Origin of the sequence: uncultured Thiothrix sp. (assembly GCF_937873765.1) — a bacterium.
Classification (GTDB): domain Bacteria; phylum Pseudomonadota; class Gammaproteobacteria; order Thiotrichales; family Thiotrichaceae; genus Thiolinea.
In genome coordinates this window covers 25,833-46,059 of record NZ_CALMZC010000047.1, presented here as the reverse complement: position 1 = coordinate 46,059, position 20,227 = coordinate 25,833, and the positions used below count along the sequence as shown (strand labels likewise).

General features: G+C 45.6%; 21 protein-coding genes. 8 read left to right on the top strand and 13 right to left on the bottom strand.

All coding sequences use genetic code 11. The annotated features are described in order from the left end of the window. Nucleotides 1–203: 203 nt before the first annotated feature. Complete coding sequence (locus tag Q0307_RS13850) at nucleotides 204–2,525, top strand: Ig-like domain-containing protein (RefSeq protein WP_298661388.1); 2,322 nt, start codon at nucleotides 204–206, stop codon at nucleotides 2,523–2,525. Between the two features lie 159 nt (nucleotides 2,526–2,684). Next, the gene (trxA, locus tag Q0307_RS13845) at nucleotides 2,685–3,554 is read left to right on the top strand and encodes a thioredoxin (protein WP_298661386.1); all 870 of its coding nucleotides are present in this window, start codon (nucleotides 2,685–2,687) and stop codon (nucleotides 3,552–3,554) included. 25 nt (nucleotides 3,555–3,579) lie between these two features. Here the strand turns inward: trxA and xseA are convergent, their stop codons facing one another. Further along, entirely contained in the window at nucleotides 3,580–4,923 is a 1,344-nt protein-coding gene (xseA, locus tag Q0307_RS13840) for an exodeoxyribonuclease VII large subunit (RefSeq protein ID WP_298661385.1), read from the bottom strand. A 106-nt stretch (nucleotides 4,924–5,029) separates the two neighbouring features. On the opposite strand from xseA, the gene guaB reads away from it, so the two are divergent. The 3 genes from guaB (at nucleotide 5,030) to Q0307_RS13825 (ending at nucleotide 9,441) form a co-directional block, all read left to right on the top strand. Next, nucleotides 5,030–6,487: an IMP dehydrogenase gene (gene guaB / locus Q0307_RS13835; RefSeq protein ID WP_298661384.1), complete on the top strand. Its 1,458-nt coding sequence runs from the start codon at nucleotides 5,030–5,032 to the stop codon at nucleotides 6,485–6,487. Nucleotides 6,488–6,573: 86 nt separating this feature from the next. Further along, nucleotides 6,574–8,151 carry a glutamine-hydrolyzing GMP synthase gene (gene guaA / locus Q0307_RS13830; protein WP_298661383.1) on the top strand — a complete coding sequence of 526 codons (1,578 nt, stop codon included), beginning with the start codon at nucleotides 6,574–6,576 and terminating at the stop codon, nucleotides 8,149–8,151. A 3-nt stretch (nucleotides 8,152–8,154) separates the two neighbouring features. Further along, nucleotides 8,155–9,441, top strand: coding sequence for a hypothetical protein (locus tag Q0307_RS13825; RefSeq protein WP_298661382.1), 1,287 nt, complete (start codon nucleotides 8,155–8,157; stop codon nucleotides 9,439–9,441). A gap of 35 nt (nucleotides 9,442–9,476) precedes the next feature. Here the strand turns inward: Q0307_RS13825 and Q0307_RS13820 are convergent, their stop codons facing one another. The 12 genes from Q0307_RS13820 to Q0307_RS13765 all read right to left on the bottom strand — a co-directional run bounded on the left by Q0307_RS13820 (nucleotide 9,477) and on the right by Q0307_RS13765 (nucleotide 18,525). Further along, complete coding sequence (locus Q0307_RS13820) at nucleotides 9,477–10,184, bottom strand: DUF3581 family protein (protein WP_298661381.1); 708 nt, start codon at nucleotides 10,182–10,184, stop codon at nucleotides 9,477–9,479. 48 nt (nucleotides 10,185–10,232) lie between these two features. Beyond that, nucleotides 10,233–10,853 carry a LysE family translocator gene (locus Q0307_RS13815; RefSeq protein WP_298661380.1) on the bottom strand — a complete coding sequence of 207 codons (621 nt, stop codon included), beginning with the start codon at nucleotides 10,851–10,853 and terminating at the stop codon, nucleotides 10,233–10,235. Nucleotides 10,854–10,855: 2 nt separating this feature from the next. Further along, entirely contained in the window at nucleotides 10,856–11,650 is a 795-nt protein-coding gene (locus Q0307_RS13810; protein ID WP_298661379.1) for a thymidylate synthase, read from the bottom strand. Between the two features lie 13 nt (nucleotides 11,651–11,663). Further along, nucleotides 11,664–11,861: a hypothetical protein gene (locus tag Q0307_RS13805; protein ID WP_298661378.1), complete on the bottom strand. Its 198-nt coding sequence runs from the start codon at nucleotides 11,859–11,861 to the stop codon at nucleotides 11,664–11,666. A 110-nt stretch (nucleotides 11,862–11,971) separates the two neighbouring features. Further along, a complete protein-coding gene (gene nusB, locus Q0307_RS13800; protein ID WP_298661377.1) occupies nucleotides 11,972–12,472 on the bottom strand; it encodes a transcription antitermination factor NusB in 501 nt (166 codons plus the stop codon). Nucleotide 12,473: 1 nt separating this feature from the next. Further along, on the bottom strand, nucleotides 12,474–12,950 hold the full coding sequence (gene ribE, locus Q0307_RS13795) for a 6,7-dimethyl-8-ribityllumazine synthase (protein ID WP_298661376.1): 477 nt from the start codon (nucleotides 12,948–12,950) through the stop codon (nucleotides 12,474–12,476). Between the two features lie 41 nt (nucleotides 12,951–12,991). After that, nucleotides 12,992–14,101, bottom strand: a complete 1,110-nt coding sequence (ribBA, locus tag Q0307_RS13790) for a bifunctional 3,4-dihydroxy-2-butanone-4-phosphate synthase/GTP cyclohydrolase II (protein WP_298661375.1) — start codon at nucleotides 14,099–14,101, stop codon at nucleotides 12,992–12,994. A gap of 113 nt (nucleotides 14,102–14,214) precedes the next feature. Next, nucleotides 14,215–14,601 carry a hypothetical protein gene (locus Q0307_RS13785; protein ID WP_298661374.1) on the bottom strand — a complete coding sequence of 129 codons (387 nt, stop codon included), beginning with the start codon at nucleotides 14,599–14,601 and terminating at the stop codon, nucleotides 14,215–14,217. A 78-nt stretch (nucleotides 14,602–14,679) separates the two neighbouring features. Then, a complete protein-coding gene (cybH, locus tag Q0307_RS13780) occupies nucleotides 14,680–15,393 on the bottom strand; it encodes a Ni/Fe-hydrogenase, b-type cytochrome subunit (protein WP_298661373.1) in 714 nt (237 codons plus the stop codon). A gap of 2 nt (nucleotides 15,394–15,395) precedes the next feature. After that, nucleotides 15,396–15,599: a hypothetical protein gene (locus Q0307_RS13775; RefSeq protein ID WP_298661372.1), complete on the bottom strand. Its 204-nt coding sequence runs from the start codon at nucleotides 15,597–15,599 to the stop codon at nucleotides 15,396–15,398. A gap of 11 nt (nucleotides 15,600–15,610) precedes the next feature. Next, nucleotides 15,611–17,425, bottom strand: a complete 1,815-nt coding sequence (locus tag Q0307_RS13770; RefSeq protein WP_298661371.1) for a nickel-dependent hydrogenase large subunit — start codon at nucleotides 17,423–17,425, stop codon at nucleotides 15,611–15,613. Nucleotides 17,426–17,427: 2 nt separating this feature from the next. Next, a complete protein-coding gene (locus tag Q0307_RS13765) occupies nucleotides 17,428–18,525 on the bottom strand; it encodes a hydrogenase small subunit (protein ID WP_298661370.1) in 1,098 nt (365 codons plus the stop codon). A 267-nt stretch (nucleotides 18,526–18,792) separates the two neighbouring features. Here Q0307_RS13765 and Q0307_RS13760 point away from each other — a divergent pair, with 267 nt between their 5' ends. From Q0307_RS13760 to Q0307_RS13750, 3 genes are read left to right on the top strand one after another with little or no spacing between them, the layout of a single operon-like run. Beyond that, the gene (locus tag Q0307_RS13760; protein WP_298661369.1) at nucleotides 18,793–19,485 is read left to right on the top strand and encodes a HyaD/HybD family hydrogenase maturation endopeptidase; all 693 of its coding nucleotides are present in this window, start codon (nucleotides 18,793–18,795) and stop codon (nucleotides 19,483–19,485) included. Further along, a complete protein-coding gene (locus Q0307_RS13755) occupies nucleotides 19,485–19,808 on the top strand; it encodes a HypC/HybG/HupF family hydrogenase formation chaperone (RefSeq protein WP_298661368.1) in 324 nt (107 codons plus the stop codon). Before Q0307_RS13760 ends, Q0307_RS13755 begins: the two co-directional genes overlap by 1 nt. A 4-nt stretch (nucleotides 19,809–19,812) precedes the next feature. Then, nucleotides 19,813–20,223, top strand: coding sequence for a hydrogenase-1 expression HyaE (locus Q0307_RS13750; protein ID WP_298661367.1), 411 nt, complete (start codon nucleotides 19,813–19,815; stop codon nucleotides 20,221–20,223). Nucleotides 20,224–20,227: the final 4 nt, after the last annotated feature.

Here is a 20,227-nt window from a genome sequence, read left to right as displayed (position 1 = left end):
CTTAAGTTACTACCGCTTTAGTGGCTCTTCAACTCCTCTGGTGCATGACCAAAAAGTTTAAGAAAAAACCGCTAAGCGGTGCTTGTTAGCAGGCTAACGTTCGGCTTAAGATTTATTAAGGTAATCAATGGTTGCATAATTTAAAAATATAACCTTGTCATCCGCCAAATTCCCTAGCCAAAATTATTGAAGAGTGTCACTTCATGCAAAAAAATAAATTTGTACAAATCATATGCGGTGTGAGTGCATCTATGCTCTTACTTTTAGCATCAGTCGATGTTGAAGCTGAAGGCAAGGGACGAAGCTACGGGCTTAATAACCCTTTCCAAATTAGCGATTTACCAGAGGGTCAACTAAAAAATAAATTAACTAAACTATCACCCAAAGCACGTGAGCAAGCGAAAGCGCGTTTAGATACTTTACGTTTCCATGATCGTGACTTGCCGTATATGCGCACAGATGATGAGGGAGGTATTTATATCGCTGACCCTATCAATCCCGATGTACAGTTAGCTAGCACTGCACGCATGCAGGAGTTAGCTGCTACGGTTCCAGCAGGTGTAGATGTTTTCAAATTACATAGCAATCCGGGTGCTAACAATATCGTTTATTTAGACTTTGATGGTCATGTGATAATCAATACGGCTTGGAACACTTCTACTAGCCCCAGTTATACCGCGAAACCTTACGATATTGATGGTGTCACTAGCAGTTTTAGCGATACAGAAAAAGCGAATATTTTTGAAGTGTGGCGGCGTGTTGCAGAAGATTATGCACCCTTCGGGATTGATGTCACCACAGAGGCTCCAGTGAGTTTTGGGTCAAAAACTGCTCGGGTATTAATTACTGCGAATGTCGATGCCAATGGCATCGACATGCCAGCGAAAAATTCAGGCGGGGTTGCTTATATTAATGTATGGGGCACTTCAAGTTTTGCTAGCAAGTATTCCCCCGCTTTTGCTTATCACAATCAAGTCGGTGGCCCGGATAATATTGCTGAAGTTGTTTCCCATGAATTGGGTCACAATTTAGGTTTATCTCATGATGGTACCAGCACCAGTGGTTATTTCACGGGTCAAGGCAGTGGCATGATTAGCTGGGCACCTATTATGGGCGCAGGCTATTACGCGCAACTTAGCCAATGGAGTAAAGGCGAATATCCAAACGCTAATCAAATTGAAGATGATATTGCTATCATTAGCGCTAAGCTCAGTCCAATTGCCGATGATCATAGTAATGTTCGCTCTGGGGCTACCCCCTTAGTGATCGATTCTACAGGACATATATTTGCAAGTACGCCGGCGACTAGCCCGCTTGATCTAAGCAAAGTCAATAAAGGTATTATTGCTACCCGTACTGATGTAGACGTATTTAGCTTTAATACTGGTGCAGGCAATGTAGTGCTACAAGCAACACCTTTGCGTGAAGCCAGCGCAGAGCGTGGTGGTAACTTGGATATTGCCTTAAGCCTCTATGATAACGCAGGTAATTTAGTCACTAGCAGCAACCCAGCGGATGAAACGGATGCAGGTATCAATACCACACTAGCGGCTGGTCTATATTATTTAGCAGTTGAGGGGGTAGGTAGTGTTAATTACAGCGACTACGGCAGTCTGGGTCAGTATTTTATTGAAGGTGTTTTGTCCTTAGCAGAACCGGATACTACCGTCCCTAATCCTAATCCATTAAGTTTTGTGGTAGCACCTGAGGCTAAAGACCGTAGCAGTATTCATATGACAGCAACAACTGTAACCGATGATAGTGGCAGTGTAGAGTACTATTTTGCTTGTACCGTAGGGGGGAATGGTTGTGTGGATAGCGGCTGGGTAAAATCGCCCGATTTCACTCTAGGTGGGTTGGCTGCGAATACCAGCTACAGTTTTACCGTCAAAGCGCGTGACCTTGCGGGAAATACCACCGATAGTTCAGCCGTGGCGAGTGCAACTACTTTAGATAACCAAGCACCATTGGCTAATGCTGATAATGCTAATGTGGTAAATACCTCCAGTGTTAGTGTAAATGTTTTAGCGAATGACTCTGATCCTGAAAAAGATCCCTTAGCCGTAAAAGCAGTCACCCAAGCGGCTAATGGGTTAGTGAGCTTCACTAATTCAGGAGTGGTTTACAAACCTAATAGTGGCTTCGTGGGGACGGATAGCTTTACTTACACCCTTAATGATAGCTTCGGTGCTAGTGCTACTGGCACGGTCAGTGTCAATGTCACGGCGGCTCCAGTCTCTACCGTTAATCTTAGCCCAGTGGCAGTAGCCGATTCGAGCAAAGTAGTCATCGGCCAAACCGTTACAATTCCTGTGTTAAACAATGATTATGATCCCGATGGTGATGTTTTAAAAATTATCAGTGTGAAATCAGGTCAGCGTGGGTCTATGAGTATTAGCAGTACTGGTAAGGAGCTGATTTATAAAGCGGGCTATCGTACGGGTTCAGATACGCTAAGCTACACGATCAGTGATGGTCGTGGTGGAAAAGCTAGCGCAAAAGTTACCGTGAGTATTGTGCGTTAGTTAGTCCACTGATTTACTTGAGTTCCACAGCAGGCTAGTTTGCCTAACTCCGACAAGCCGGTTCTTGGAAAAGAGCCGGTTTTTGTTATTGGAGCTTGTATTTTTCATTTTCCCCCTTATTGTTAAGCTCATTCTAGTTTTTCTTTAGGATTGTTTTCTATGGCTGATTCTCCGTTTATTTTTGAGGCGAATACCCAAAATTTCGCTCAGTTAGTTATGCAGAATTCACGACAAGTGCCGGTACTGGTTGATTTTTTTGCAGATTGGTGTCAACCCTGTAAGACACTCACGCCGATATTGACCAAACTGATAGATGAATATCGTGGTGCTTTTATTCTGGTTAAAGTAAATACTGACCAAAACCAAGCCCTAGCCGCGCAATTAGGTGTACGCAGCCTCCCAACTGTTAAGCTCTTTAAAGATGGCAAAATCGTTGATGAATTCATGGGTGCTTTGCCTGAAGTCGAGATTCGTAAATTTTTGAACAAGCACCGCACACGTCCTACCGAACCCTATCGTCAGCAAGCTCTAATGATGCAGGCAGAGGGTGATTTAGCGGGGGCAATGAGCTTAATGCAGCAGGTGTTACAGCATGAGCCGGACTTTTATGAAGCTGCTTTGGATTATGCGACCATGTTACTGGTCTCGGGTGAAGTAGACCAAGCGGAGACCTTAGTAAATCAAGTTCCAGAAACATCGGTAGAGCCAGAGTTGCTGCAAAAACTGCGCTCTGAGATTAAGCTCGCTCGTTTAAAAGCGCAGTCGGAAGGCCAAGATACTTCAGAGCTAGAACAACGCCTTGCACAAAACTCGCAAGATTATGCAGCAATGCTTGACTTAGCTAAAATCCGTGTTGCTCAAGGTCGCACTGAAGAAGGTTTGGCGCTCTATTTGACGGTGATGAAGGCAGATCGCAGTTTTGGTGATGATGCAGGTCGGCAAGGTCTAATTGCGAGCTTTGATCTATTGGGTGCTAGTGATCCGCTAGTAAAAAAATATCGCAGTAAAATGTTCTCGCTTCTGTATTGATAACAGGTTAGCTAGTCACCAGCCACTAAGTTTTAGGTTTAGTGGCTAATACTTGGCAAGTTAGTTCACCATCGTATAAACGTATTTGAATACTTTGTTGAGGTTTAATTTGACTCGTTGTTTTAATCAGTTGCTGGTTGTTATCTAAGACTAAAGCATAACCCCGCTCTAGAGTAGCCAGTGGGCTATAAGCCTGTAAGCGAGAGGCTTGTAAACTAAATAGTTGGCCTTTATTCTGTAATTTTTGCTCAATGAAGTGTTGCAAATGTTGGCGGTGCTGCTGTAGTCTGGTCTGTAAGACTTGAATAGCGGAGCTAGGATTTTGCCATTGCAAGCGTTGCTGCAGTATTTGCAGGCGTAAATTCACTCGTTCTTGTTTAAGTTTTAAGGCACGCTGTAAGCGTAAATCTAGTTCATCTAAACGCTGAGTTTTCTGTTGTAAATAATAGAGGGGATGTTGACGTTGTAGGCGATTTTGCACTTGACTTAGCTGCCGGTGACGAGTATTCAAACTTTGCTGGGCTGAGCGCTGTAGCTGCGTTTGGAGTATGTTAACTCTAGCCAAAAGTCCCGCCGAGTCAGGACTCACTAGTTCCGCAGCGGCTGAAGGAGTAGGAGCGCGTCGATCAGCGACAAAATCAGCAATAGTGAAATCAATTTCATGACCAATGCCACTAATGATCGGTAATGCACTCGCATAAATCGCCTGTGCAACGCTGGCTTCGTTAAATGCCCATAGATCCTCAAGAGAGCCTCCACCCCGAGCTAAAACCAATACGTCACACAGTGGTTCATGATTAGCTTGTTGTAAAGCTTTTACAATCTGTGGCGCTGCCCTCTCACCTTGTACAGCGACTGGGTAAATTAAAACTGGGATTTGCGGGCAACGCCGTTTTAGGACATTTAAAATATCATGAACTGCTGCTCCAGTGGGCGAGGTAATCAGACCAATACAGCGTGGATAGCTCGGCAGGGCTTTTTTGTGCTCACTCGCAAACAATCCAGCCTTAGCTAAAGCTTGTTTTAGTTCTTCAAAGCGCCGTTGTAGCTCACCTTCTCCCGCTGCCTCCATGCGCTCAACAATAAATTGATACTCCCCGCGTGGCTCATACAGGCCAATGCGCCCATAGGCAAGAACTTTACTGCCGTTGTCGGGTTTAATGTGTAAGTTTAATGCTTTAGGGCGAAACAAAGCACAACGTAATTGCGCTTGGCTATCCTTAAGAACAAAATAAAAATGCCCAGAACTGGGGCGAGCAAGGTTAGAAATCTCGCCTTCCACCCAAATCGGCGGAAAACCTTGCACGAGCCATTGGTTCACATCGGCATTGAGTTGGGAGACACTCAGAACTAGGCGTTGGTTAGTCATAAGTTTGTAAAATGAACGTTTACTGACATTTGTGTGATAGCAGTTTACCCCATCTAGACCAAACCTTATAATGAAGCGCTTTTATTTTAAGAGCCGGATGATCCCTATGCGTATTCTTCAGGAAGCCCTCACTTTCGATGATGTCCTGCTGGTTCCTGCCCATTCCACTGTGATGCCAGCCAATACTAACCTGCAAACTCGCCTGACTCGCAATATTCACCTGAATTTACCACTGGTTTCTGCAGCTATGGATACTGTTACCGAAGCACGCTTAGCGATTGCTTTAGCCCAAGAAGGCGGCATGGGTATCGTCCATAAAAATATGAGTATTGCTAAGCAAGCTCAAGAAGTACGCGAAGTCAAAAAATACGAGAGTGGTATTATTAAAGAGCCGATTACGGTGAGTCCTGATGCAACCATTCGTGATGTGTTAGAACTCACTCGTGCGCGCAGAATCTCTGGTGTTCCAGTGGTACAAGGCGAAGATTTAGTCGGGATTGTCACCGGGCGCGATTTGCGTTTTGAAACGCATCTAGATGCACCAGTCAGTACGATTATGACGCCGAAAGAGCGGTTAGTGACGGTCAGCGAAGGCGCTGAAAAAGACGAAATCCAATATTTATTGCATAAACACCGGATTGAAAAAGTGCTGGTGGTGAATGATAAGTTCCAGTTGCGTGGCTTGATTACGGTTAAAGATATTCAAAAATCGCATGATTATCCTCATGCTTGTAAAGATGATCAAGGTCGCTTGCGAGTAGGGGCTGCTGTCGGTGTTGGTCATGGCACAGAAGAGCGTGTGGCTGCTTTAGCGGCTGCGGGTGTCGATGTGATTGTCGTGGATACAGCACATGGGCATTCACAAGGTGTGATTGATCGAGTCCGTTGGGTCAAAACTAATTTTCCACATATCCAAGTGATTGGCGGCAATATTGCCACTGGTGCGGCAGCCTTAGCTTTAGTTGAAGCGGGTGCCGATGCGGTGAAAGTCGGGATTGGTCCTGGTTCCATTTGTACTACACGGATTGTTGCGGGGGTGGGTGTGCCACAAATTACTGCAGTGATGAATGTAGCAGCCGCCCTTCAAGGCACGGATGTACCTTTAATTGCCGACGGTGGGATTCGCTTCTCCGGTGATATTGCTAAAGCAATTGCAGCCGGTGCACATTTAGTCATGTTAGGTGGCTTATTTGCAGGGACTGATGAAGCACCGGGTGAGGTTGAACTCTTCCAAGGCCGTTCTTATAAGTCTTATCGTGGTATGGGGTCTTTAGGGGCGATGGCACAAGGTTCGAGTGACCGCTATTTCCAAGAGTCTGAAAATGCTGTGGATAAATTAGTCCCAGAAGGGATTGAAGGGCGTGTCCCCCATAAAGGGCCGCTATCGGCCATCGTCCATCAATTGATGGGTGGTTTACGCGCTAGTATGGGCTATGTTGGTTGTGCGAATCTAGATGAAATGCGCACTAAGCCTGAGTTCATGCGGATTACCAGCGCGGGTATGCGCGAATCGCATGTGCATGATGTGACCATTACCAAAGAATCGCCGAACTACCGCGTTTAGTAGCAAAAATCTGTGCTGGTAGCTTAAGTTTTCTACCAGTGCTAGCTCACTCCCCATCTAGGGGATTTTTTTTTGAGAGTTGACTTATGAGCCAAGATATTCATTCCCAACGTATTTTAATCCTCGACTTCGGTGCGCAGTATACCCAGTTGATTGCTCGGCGCGTGCGTGAGGTGGGGGTGTATTGTGAAATTTATCCTTGGGATGTGAGTGAGGCAGAGGTTACTGCTTTTGGTGCAAAAGGCATTATTCTTTCAGGTGGTCCTGAGTCGGTTACGGCTGGGGATGCGCCCTTTGCACCTGCGAATGTTTTCACCTTGGGTGTGCCGGTGTTAGGGATTTGCTATGGGATGCAAACCATGGCTGCTCAGTTGGGCGGTAAAGTCGAAAATTCAGATCACCGTGAGTTTGGCTATGCACAAGTGCGTGCGCGTGGGCATACTAAATTGCTACAAGGGATTGAAGATCATGTGACGGCAGAAGGTTTCGGCATGCTGGATGTATGGATGTCACATGGCGATAAAGTCACCGAATTGCCGGCAGGTTTCAAATTAATGGCCAGTTCTGAGGGAGCGCCGATTGCAGGGATGGCGGATGAAGAGCGTCAGTTCTACGCAGTTCAATTTCATCCGGAAGTCACCCATACTCGTCAAGGTAAGCGTTTGTTAGAGCGCTTTGTCGGTGAGATTTGTGGCTGTGCACGTCTCTGGACGACGGCGAATATTATTGAAGACAGCATTGCGCGTGTGCGTGAGCAGGTCGGACAAGATGAGGTGATTTTAGGTTTATCAGGCGGTGTAGATTCTTCGGTCGTTGCGGCAGTTTTGCATCGAGCCATTGGTCAGCAGCTTACTTGCGTATTTGTGGATACTGGCTTGCTGCGCCATCAAGAAGGCGATCAAGTGATGGCCACTTTTGCCCAACATATGGGGGTGAAAGTGATTCGTGTGAATGCAGAAGAGCGTTTCTTAAGCGCTTTAGCGGGTGAAACTGATCCTGAAAAGAAACGCAAAATTATCGGACGCTTATTCGTTGAAATCTTTGATGAGGAATCGCAAAAGCTCAGCAATGCTAAATGGTTGGCGCAAGGCACTATTTATCCTGATGTGATTGAATCCGCAGGTAGCAAAACCGGCAAAGCGCATGTGATTAAATCGCATCATAATGTCGGCGGCTTGCCTGAAAATATGCAGCTCAAATTGGTTGAGCCTTTGCGTGAATTATTTAAAGATGAAGTGCGCGTCATGGGTGTGGAGCTAGGTTTACCCCATGAAATGGTCTATCGTCATCCATTCCCAGGGCCGGGTTTGGGCGTGCGCATCTTGGGTGAGGTAAAGAAAGAGTTCGCTGATCTGTTGCGCTTAGCTGATTCTATTTTCATCCAAGAGCTGTATCGTCATGACCTGTATGACAAAACCTCACAAGCTTTTGCGGTGTTTTTGCCAGTCAAATCGGTGGGTGTGATGGGCGATGGGCGCTGCTACGATTATGTGATTGCCTTGCGTGCTGTTGAAACGATTGATTTCATGACCGCTCGCTGGGCGCCTTTGCCGTATGAGTTTCTTGATTTGGTGTCCCGTCGAATTATCAACGAAATCAAGGGCATTTCGCGCGTGGTCTATGATGTGTCTGGCAAGCCACCTGCTACGATTGAGTGGGAATAATCCATGTTGAGACTAAGCGCTAGTGTTCTACTGGCGTTTATGGCTCTTTTCAATTTTCTGCTTCTTGCTGAGCCAAGTATTCCCACTTGGTTCAGTGGTTTATGCGCTTGGTTAAGTCTTGCGCTGCTCTTTACCTTCACCTCTTGGCGTAACTTTATTCAGTTTTTTCTACTCGCTGGCTTAGGCTTGGTGCTTTTGTTGTGGGGCTTAGGTCGAGGTGCTTCACTCTCTTTGCATCAGTTGCTGATACAGAATAATAGCCTGTTAGTGATGCTTTATAGTGTGGGTTTTCTACGCTTGGTGGCGATTCCAGCCGCTGAAGCGGGCGAGTTACCACGTGGGCGTATGGCTTTTGTTAAAACCCTGCTAGGAATTCATGTTTTAGGCGCGGTGATTAATTTATCGATCTTAGTGCTGGTAGCCGGTCGTTATCATGCCCTTGGTTTATTAGGTCGTGATACGGTGAGTTTAATGGGGCAGGCTTTTTCTGCTGCTGCTTTTTGGTCACCATTCTTTGCTGCGATGGGCGTGGCGCTAACTTATACCCCTGGTGCGCAATTATTAGAAGTCATTGCTTATGGTTTAATCTTAACCCTGGTTTCTTTGACTTTAATGACAGTATTAGCGGGCGGCTGGCACTTACAAAAAGTACGAGATTTTCCAGGTTATCCGATGCATTTAAATAGTCTAATCATTCCAGCTAGTTTGGCGGCTTTAGTGATAGGTTTGCATTTACTACTACCTGAAATTAATGTGTTGGCCTTAGTCTCGATTAGCTCGATTACTTTGGTTTTTCTGGTTTTGTTACTCAGAAATAGAAATACCGCTTGGTCGCAATTCAAACGACATTTGTTGGAAGCTGCTCCCCGTATGGGGCGCGAATTGGCACTATTCTTAGGCGCTGGTGTCTTAACTTTAGGTTTACAGATTTTATTAAGTACGGTTGGCGAATTTCAGCTTTTCAAGCACTTTGGTGGAATAGAAGCTTCTTTGGTGCTCGGTGGGGCGATTCTTGTCTCCATGTTGGGGATTCACCCGATTATTAGTATTGCCGTGCTTGGCCCTTTGGTGCTGCCTTTGCGACCTAATTTAGAGCTTTTGGCCACTTTATTCCTGAGCATGTGGAGTTTAGGGGTCGTCGCCAACCCGATTTCAGGTACTAATGTCATGCTGCATGGTCAGTTTGGTGTATCAGGGCGTGATGCTTTTCGGTGGAATCTTAAATATGTGGTGTTGATGTGGTTGCTAAGCTCACTAGTTTTTATTAGTTTGAGTGCTACTCTAGTTTAGAAGCACTCCTAAGACCTAGATATTCTTTATTAAGATCATAAACGATAACTAGCTTTTAAACCTAGATAAGTAGCAACCAGTTTTTCAGCAACTTCATCATTATGTGGAATTAGGCCGCTCACCAATAGGCGCTTGAATCCATGCCCAACTATCTTACCCACTGATTTTATCGCAAAATTCAAATTCACTTCGCCACGTTTACCATTGACGACTAGTTCCGCTTGTTTAGCTTCTAAAGTTGGATTTTCCAGATCAAGCGTATCCAGTTCAAACAGCATGCGCTCATAAATCACCAACGGGCGCTCTGGGTTGAGCATAACCTGTTGCGAAGTCAGAAGCGGTTGAATAGTGTAAGGATAATTATGGCCTGAGAAGGCCACATAGTTACGGCTTAAAGTTTCTGCTAATGCTGGTTTTTTTAGAATTTCGCCTTCACGTTCGACCCGTAAATAAACCTTATCAGCACCATTACTAATATCGAAGGCATTTGCATCGGTTGGAGTAAAATCTAAAGGGTCGTTATCCCCCACCATGCCTTTAAAAATAAAGGTCATTTTGGGGCTAATGCCATATTTAGCTAGTACTAAGGAGAACAACAGATCGCCGGGCACGCAAAAGCGTTGTGCATCAGGATTATGAATGGGATTAAAGTCGTCCGCGATTTCTTTGGCAAAACGGCTCGCTTGTTGAGCACTAATCCGTACAGTATTGCCTTCTGCCTTATGGAACTCATCAAGAAACATACAAACTCAATCGTACTTGAACTAAGGGGTGCTCAGTATAAGCAAATTTCAGTTTAGAATCAGCCAAATACCAATCGCAATCATCAGTGAACCAGTAATTCGATTGAGCAGGCGTACATTGCCTTGCTTTAAGAGTAAATGTCGTAAAGCTTGCCCACCACTGGCATAGGCTAATAAACAGCCGAACTCCATAGTTAGGACAATAGTTAACATGAGTACGAGCTGTGTACCAATTGGACGACTGTGATCAATGAAAGGAGGCAACAAAGACAGCAGAAAAGCCCAGCCTTTTGGATTAGACACGGCAGTAATAAAACCCCGCAGTGCCAAATCCCAAGGCTGAATGGAAATACTCGCATCCGGTGTTTCGGGAATGGCTAAGCGCCCCCGTGAGCGCCACATTTCAATCCCGATCCACGCTAAATACAGCCCACCGATTATTTTAAACACTAAAAATACCTTAGGGAACTGCAGCATCATGGCAGCAATACCAACGATGCCCAAAGTGGCCACTAAGCCCACACCCAACAATTCACCCCACATCATCGGTAGGCTACGCTTTAAACCAATCGACATACCTAAAGTTAGTGCTAAAGTCATACACAATCCGGGGGTAACGGATACGAAAAAAAAGGTCGGAATAAATACCGCCAAAGTTTCAGCTTGCATAATTAAACCGCTACGGGTGCTTTAATATGAGGATGATACTGATAGTTGACCAATTCAAAATCTTCGTATTTAAAGTCGAAGATCGAAGTCACTGCCGGATTTAATTGCATTTGTGGCAAGGGATAAGGTTCACGTGCTAGTTGCTGCTCGGCTTGTTGTAAATGGTTTAGATATAAATGTGCATCACCCAAGGTATGAATAAATTCGCCCGGCTTTAAACCAGTCACTTGTGCAACCATTAAGGTCAGTAATGCGTAGGACGCAATATTAAAAGGTACACCTAGGAAAATATCTGCACTGCGCTGGTAAAGTTGGCAGGATAATTTGCCATCGGCTACATAAAATTGGAAAAAAGCATGGCAAGGAGGCAAGGCCATATTTTCAACCTCAGCCACATTCCAAGCGCTGACAATCAAACGCCGTGAGTCTGGGGTCTTTTTGAGCTGCTCAATCACTTGGCTGATTTGATCAATATGCCGCCCATCTGCACTAGGCCAAGACCGCCATTGATAGCCATAGACAGGGCCAAGTTCACCGTTCGCATCGGCCCATTCATCCCAAATACTCACGCCATGTTCTTTTAAATACGCAATATTAGTGTCGCCACGCAGAAACCATAATAATTCGTAAATAATCGAGCGTAAGTGTAGCCGCTTAGTAGTCAGCAACGGGAAGCTGCTTGAAAGGTCAAAACGCATTTGGTGGCCGAAGACCGATACGGTGCCTGTTCCAGTACGGTCTCCTTTTTGGCAACCTTGGTCGCGCACATGGCGCATTAAATCAAGGTATTGCTGCATAACTGAGTGCTAATTAGCCTTGTTGCTGAGTATTAGCTACTAGTTTACCTGCTTGCTGCTTGCGTGTATTGAATTTTAAGGTGCAAGTGTAAACTAAGGGTAAGCTGTCGTTAGTGCCTGCTTGGCGAGGATGTTCTTCAACATGGCAAGTGGACTTGTGCGTATAGAATAATGGGCGCTGCTGGCCTTCTTGTTGATCAGCGTATTGCATGAATAACTCCTTTTTGTTCTTGTAGGACAATTTAATTGTAAGCCCTAAGTAAAATAGAACATTATTTAGTCGATAATAGGTGGATAAAAATTGAAGAACTCAATAATTGGTCAAGTTTGGGTAGCTGACTGGCTAGCTTTAAATTCTTCTGGACGGGTTTGACTTGCTACTTTGTCTAAAATGCCATTCACGAATTTGTGTGCTTGTTCTGCACCAAATTTTTTAGTGAGATTCACTGATTCATTCACAACGACTTTGTAGGGGGTTTCGGGATTATTGATAAGTTCACACGTGGCAATGCGCATGACAGCGTGTTCAATCATGTCAACTTGAGCTAATTTACGGTCTAAATGCGGATTTAACAGGGTTTCAAGTTGTTCGGTATTTTCGATTGACCAACGCAGCATTTTGTGGAAAAAAGCTGCATCACATTTACGGAAGTCCTCAGCCAACTCTAAATCTTGTTGGAAATATTGATAGATTTCTTCAAAGGTATTCCCAGTCATCAGCCATTGATAAGTACCGATCATGGCTAAGCGACGTGCAACACGGCGTTTAGCAATTAATTGCTGCATCTCATTGAGAGGTCTACGTGAGGGCTTTTTGGACATTTCAAGCACGCAATTTATTTAATAAAGAGACCATTTCGATAGCAGTCAGAGCTGATTCAGCCCCTTTATTGCCAGCTTTAGTGCCAGAGCGTTCAATGGCTTGCTCGATGGTATCCGTCGTCAGTACCCCAAAAATGACGGGAATATCATGGGCTAAACCTACAGAAGCTAAGCCTTTAGCAGCTTCGCCAGCGACATAATCAAAATGCGCAGTACTACCGCGAATCACCGCACCTAAAGCAATGATCGCATCATAGTCACCATTTACCGCCATCGATTGCACCACTACGGGCAATTCATAAGCACCGGGAACACGCACAATTTCAATATCATCTTCTTCAATGCCGTGACGCTTTAAAGTATCAAGCGCGCCCGCTAAGAGGCTTTCAACAATGAAGCCATTGAAACGAGCTACTGCAAGGCCATAGCGGGCTTTTTGTGGGGTAAAATCACCCTCAGTTACTTTAATAGCTGTCATGCTTAATCTTAATCCTTGAGTCCAACTAGCGAGTTGTCGTTTCAATTATGAATGTAATCAACTACTTCTAAGCCAAAGCCCGCAATGCCTAAGAAACGCTTAGGTGCGCTCATCACGCGCATTTTCTGTACGCCTAAGTCGGCGAGAATTTGTGCGCCAATGCCATAAGTTTTGAGGTCAGCGGGTGAAGAGCGCGTATTGTCCTGCACAATGGGCTGAGATTCAAACGCTTTTAAGCGATCCAACATATCTTGGGTATTATTTTGTGGTTCGCGTAAGATAATAATCACCCCAGACCCTTCGTCTGCTACTTTTTGCATAGCAGCACGTAACGGCCATCCGCAATAAGGTTCTTTCAGCGCTAACAAATCACAGAGTTCATTTTCAAGATGTACCCGCACTAAAATCGGTTGAGCAGCTTGCACCTCACCTTTGACTAAAGCTAGGTGAATATTTGGGCGACCCAATTCTTTATAGGCATGCAGCTTGAATTCACCCGCTTCAGTATTCACAACGCGCTCGTAAATTAGCTCAACCGTTTTTTCATTCTGGACGCGGTAGCGGATTAAATCCTCAATAGTGCCCATCTTCAAGCCATGTTTGGCGGCGAAGATTTCTAGATCAGGGCGACGTGCCATCGTGCCATCTTCATTGAGGATCTCAACAATCACTGCCGCCGGTTCAAACCCTGCTAAACGTGCAAAATCGCAACCTGCTTCCGTATGACCTGCACGAGTCAAAACACCCCCCGGTTGTGCCATAATCGGGAAAATATGCCCCGGTTGTTCAATATCAGAAGGTTGAGCATTCGGTGCTACTGCAGTACGAATCGTATGAGCGCGGTCATAAGCAGAAATACCGGTGGTGACACCTTCAGCGGCTTCAATAGAAATCGTGAAATTAGTGCGATGAGCTTCATCAGTCGCAGCATTCATCAAGGGCAAATTGAGTTGCTTACAGCGTTCGCGAGTAAGAGTTAGGCAGACCAAGCCACGGCCTTCTTTCACCATAAAGTTAATATCTTCAGGGCGAGTCATGGAGGCAATCATCAATAAATCACCTTCATTTTCACGGTCTTCATCATCAACGATAACAACCATTTTACCTGCTGCTAAATCGCTAAGGATTTCTTCAATTGTATTAAATGCCATGGTGTGATGTCCGCTTGAGGTCGCTAGCAATTTCTGAGGCGGCAATCATACGCAAATCTGTGGCGCTTGACTAATTGCCCGCATAGATATTTCTGTGAAAAATTTATCTATACTCAATGTCTGCGGTCACTAATCGCCGCTAAGCGACCGAATACAAACGATAAACCAAATAAGATCAGCCCAGTGAGGGCAATTGTTAAGCTCAAGCGCCCCCAATTCAGCATAGCTTCTGCCATCCATTGGTCTGCTAGCTTGGTATATTCCAAAGTTAAATAGGGGATCAGTCCAATCTGAGTGTTTGCAGTCATGTCATTACCAGCCCCTGAAATACTACCCCAAAGCAGCCAAGTTGCTACAAAACTAGCTAAGGCACGTGCTAGAGAGAACATCGGATTGGGAATGCGATGGTTTTTCGCCACCGACCAAGTAAAGACTAAAGCCAAGACAGCGGCACTCATTAAGGTGAAGGTCAAGGTCTGGCTGGGACTAAGAGCAAACATAAATAGGGTCAGTTCACTAGAAAAAAGAAACCCGACCTTAGTCGGGTTAAATGTAAAGGTCAACTCTAGTTCAACAGGCTAGTGTCCATCATCTACTTTGCGCTGATCCTTAAAAGTCCGCCAGCCACTAATCATGGTGCTAACTAGCGACTGCCTAGACATAATATCTTCACGGATTGCTACATAAATATGCGCCATAACGAATAATAAAATCCACCACATCCCCAGATGATGCCAAGTATGTACATCCATGCTTTGCCCAAACAGTGGAATCACCCATGAGCTAAATAGCGCAAATTGCCATGAATTTAAACCGGCTCCTTCGCCATAGAGTGCAAAGCCGGTAACGATCATAAAGAGTAGACCCCAGACAAACATAAAATGCATGAATAAAATAGCGAGTGGATTATGTCCCGTATATTTGCGTGGTTCTTTCTCTAAAAAGGCATACCAGCGGATCTCATGCAGTACACCTGACCAGTATTCAGGTTTATGGAAAGGCGGTATAAAGATTTCACGGGCATGATGATTTCCGACAAAAGCCCAATAGACTCGACCAAGAAAGCCAATTAGTAAAATATAACCTGCTGCAAAGTGCGCGAAACGAATATACCCCATTAGAAAATGATCGCTTGCCTCACCAGACATAGTCGGTAATGGGCTACCAATAAAGTAACCAGTCACTGCTAAAATTACGATGGCGAGCGCATTAATCCAATGCCAAATTCGTAAGGGTGCTTCATACACATAGACGGCAGGTTGAAAGGCGGGAGTATCGTTCGGTTGAGACATGATTAACTCCTTTTGACACGCCAAACCACCATGGCAGTGATTAAAACACCTATTAAAACTAAGCCGATGCTATGGTAAGGGCTACTAAGGAAGTGCTCCACAAGCTCTGGCCAATTCAAAGCAGTATGTTGCCCCGGATGCGCCAAAGCAGCCTCACTGCTGAGTAGGACACTAAGGGCGATTAATTCATGCGACAATTTAAACATTTTATGGCTCCTTAGCGCACTTTTACGGTTGTCAGTTCTTCACCCTCTGGCCCCAGCACATGCGTTGAGCAGGCTAGACAGGGGTCAAAACTATGTAAGCTTCTTAAGATTTCTACCGGCTCATTCGGGCGCTCAACCGGCGTATTCATCAGACAAGCTTCAAAAGCACCGATATTACCGGCTGGATCGCGCGGTGAGCCATTCCACGTCGTCGGCACGACGCATTGGTAGTTTTCGATTTTGCCGTCTTTGATCTTAATCCAATGGCCTAAAGCACCACGCGGAGCCGCTACATTGCCCACACCTTTAGCCTCTTTCGGCCAAGTGTCTGGATGCCATTTCTCCATGTTTGCGGTTGCTGTGTCACCAGCTTTGATATTGGCAATCAATTGATGCCAATCTTCGAGCATCATGTCTCCACAATATTCAGACTCCAGTGCACGTGCCAACGTGCGACCGATAGTACTGTGTAGTGCAGCTTTAGGATCAAGGCTAGTACCTGCGAGTTGGTTAAAGCTAGCTAGACTACGTGCGACTTGCTCTTGTACATAACCCACGCCTTTGGCATAAGCAATGGTGTAGCGCGATAAGGGGCCAACCTCTACGGCATGGCCTTTCCAGCGTGGTGCTTTAATCCATGAGTATTTGGCGCTTTCATCCAGTTCTTGAATATTGGTTTTAGTGCCTTTTGCATTCGCACCTAACACATAATTAGGTTCGGTGATACCATCCCAAGGATGTAAGCCTTTGCTTTCGTCGGGGTAGCTATACCATGAGTGGGTGACGAACTCTTGCACTTCATCGGGATTGCGTGGGTCAATCGGCATGACTTCATTCCAGTTGCCATTCAGGATGACGCCACCGGGTAATTGATCGGTGGATTTGTCATAAGGGACTTTAGCGTAATCACCATAATCCATCACATTCACGGCACCATGTCCACCGCCCCAGAGTTGGTTTTTATAGAAGCTGGCAATCGCAATCACATCCGGTACATACACATTTTTATTGAAGGCAATCATCTCCTCAATCCGTGCGCGCACGAAGTTCAAGCGCTCCATATTCAAGGGTGCACCCGCAGAATAATTCTGATCCATGTTGATCGCGCAGGGCACGCCCCCGACTAAGTAATTGGGATGTGGGTTTTTGCCTCCGAAGACAGTATGCACTTTGACGAAGTCTTTTTGTAAATCCAGCGCCTCTAGATAATGCGCCACTGCCATTAAATCAGCTTCGGGTGGCAATTTATACGCGGGATTATCCCAATAACCATTTTTGAACGGTCCTAACTGGCCGGATTCAATAAAGCGTTTAATCCGAGTTTGCACATCACGGAAATAGCCGGGGCTAGACAAAGGATGCGCAGGTGACACGGTTTGCTGTAAGGCCGAAGTGGCTTTCGGATCAGCCTTTAATGCATTGACCGGATTCACCCAATCCAAGGCATGCAGGTGATAGAAATGCACGACATGATCATGTACTTGCAGCGTTTTTGCCATTATTTCGCGAATCAGATGTGCATTAAGTGGAATCCTAATCCCTAAGGCATCCTCAACCGCACGCACGGAGGTTAAGGCATGGCAGCCGGTACAAACCCCACAAATCCGTTCCACAAACGCCCATGCATCGCGAGGATCACGACCTTTTAAGATGACTTCCAAACCGCGCCACATTGTACCCGTCGATACCGCATTACGAATGATATTGCTGGAATCAATATTCACTTCACAGCGCATATGTCCTTCAATACGTGTGACCGGATCAATCACTACTCGTTGACCGGAGTTGTCTAAGGTATAGCCATTTGGTGTAGTAATAAGGCCCACTGTTATTCTCCTTGTTCTTTAGCAGTCACGGGTTGATTGGATTTATTAGCTTTAGCACGGCTCACCGCCGAGACAGCAGCATGTGCAGCAATTGCTACACCCACGGTAGTTGCGGCAGCAAGGCCAAGGGTGTCGGCATTGGCTTCTACCCCAAAGGGTTTTAGATCAGTTAAGCGCGCATACCAAGAGCCTTTGTCCCAAAAGCCGTCTTCAGAACAGCCAATGCAACCATGCCCCGCTTGGATCGGGAAAGAGGTACCTTCATTCCAACGTATGGTGGAGCAAGCATTGTAAGTCGTAGGGCCTTTGCAACCTACTTTGTATAAGCAATAGCCTTTGCGTGCACCTTCATCATCAAAGCTTTCCACGAATTGCCCCGCATCAAAATGTGGACGGCGATAGCATTTATCGTGAATACGTTGGCTGTAAAACATTTTTGGACGACCTTGGCGGTCAAGTTCAGGAAATTTTTCAAAAGTCAGAATATAAGTCACCACTGCTGTCATCACTTCTGCAATGGGTGGGCAACCGGGGACTTTAATAATGGGCTTGTCATGAATGACTTTATGTACTGGCGTGGCTTTAGTGGGATTTGGTGCAGCCGCTTGTACACAACCATAGGACGCACACGATCCCCACGAAATGATTGCTTTGCAATGCTTAGCGACATGCGTGAGCTGATCAATAAATGGTTTGCCACCGATAATGCAGGACATACCATCTTGATTTAGAGGGGGATTGCCTTCGACCGCAAGGATGAAATTACCATCATATTTTTGAATGGTTTCTTCAATAATGGCTTCGGCTTGTTGCCCCGCTGCTGCCATAATCGTGTCGTCATAATCGAGAGATACCATCGATAAAATTACGTCTTTAGCTAGCGGATGTGCGGAGCGAATAAACGATTCTGAGCAGCAAGTACATTCAAGACCATGCAACCATAAAATCGGAATGCGTGGTTTAGTTTCCATCGCATGAGCAATTTTTCCCGCGAACTCAGGGGCTAACCCTAAGGCTGCGGCGGTTAAACTGCAATACTTCAGAAAACTTCGCCGCGAGATACCTTGGCGGCGCATGACATCATAGAAGGTCTCTAGCATACACTACTCCTCACTCCGATTTTGGTCTGGCTATGAGGGCGTTATGCAAAGCTTATGCCATGCATGGAGGTATCGTTCCAGCTAAGAGGGGCTTAAGTTGCAATTTCCCAAGCCAATTACAAGTCGATTAAAGCTAGACAATTATTAAGAAGGTCCATCTACTTCTTAAGTTTAAGATGTATGATCGGTGATTAGATGGAAATTAACCTTGCAAATTTTTAAAAAATTGTAATAGGATATTCCAATCATCACCGTAGGAGAGAACGAGTGGCTACCCAACAAGTTTTAGTGCTTGGCATTGGCAATGTACTATGGGCTGATGAGGGTTTTGGGGTACGCTGCGTTGAGACCCTTGATCAAAATTATGTCTTTCCTGATCATGTCACTCTGATGGATGGGGGTACACAAGGGATTTACCTCGTGCAGCACGTTCAAGCCGCCGATATTTTAATCGTCTTTGATGCGATTGATTACGGCTTAGAAGGTGGAGCTTTAAAGCAAGTTCATAATGCAGATGTACCCCATTTCATGGGTGCAAAGAAAATGAGTTTGCATCAAACGGGCTTTCAAGAGGTGTTGGCGATGGCGCAATTGCTCGATTCCTATCCTGAAAAAATCTTGCTAATTGGTGTGCAACCCATAGAGCTTGAAGATTATGGTGGTAGTTTACGTCCTGCGGTCAAAGCACAAATTCAGCCGGCTATCGAAATTGCCTTAACTTATCTTGATGGTTTGGGTGTGCGTGCGACCAAACGTACCCATGCTTTACCTGAAAATGAGCGCTTAACTCCAGCGCAAATTGCTTTAGCGCAATATGAAGCGGGGCGGCCTTCTGCAGCACTAGCCTGTCGGCTGGGCGATGAGCGTGTCTTAGCCGATCCGAGTATGCAGTTTGACCCAAAACCCTCGTTGATTGATAAACCTTTGAGTGTAAATGTCGATAGTAGGAGGCCAAACTAATGTGTGTGGGGCTTCCTATGCAAGTGTTGGAAATGCACGGTACGCATGCTTTATGTGAAGCCGATGGGCAAACTGAACTCATTGATATGATTTTAGTGGGTGATCAAGTGCAAGGTACTTGGATACTCAATTTCCTTGGGGCAGCACGTGAAATATTAGCCCCTGAATCTGCTAAGCAAATGCGCCAAGCCTTAGCTGCTCTACAAGCCGTTAATCAAATTTCTGACCCGCAAGTGCAATTAGATGAACTATTTGCCGATTTAATTGGGCGCGAACCACCCTTACCAGAGCATTTGCGCGCGCAACTGCCACACAAAGGATAAATCTATGTCATCCCCGCTAATTGAGCGTTTGCAACACGAATTTCATTATCCACTGGTGGATGCGAGCAATTTAACTGCGTTTCTCAAGGGGTATGCGTGTACAGCACTGTTTTTCACCGAAGATCCGAAACGCTTTCATGAGTCCAACGATGTAGCCGTCGTATTACCGGAACTGGTCAAAGCCTTTCCGAATCAATTCACTCCTGCCATTGTGGCACGCAGCGATGAGAAAAAATTACAAAGTTTATACGGTTTTCAAGCGTGGCCTGCCTTGGTGTTTTTACGTGGACAAAATTACTTAGGTGCGATTACTGGCATTCAAGATTGGGCGGTGTACCTTACTGATATTACAACCATTTTAGCCTCTGAGCCTTCGCGCCCGCCCGCGATAGGGATTGCAGTGGTCAGCCATTAGGAGG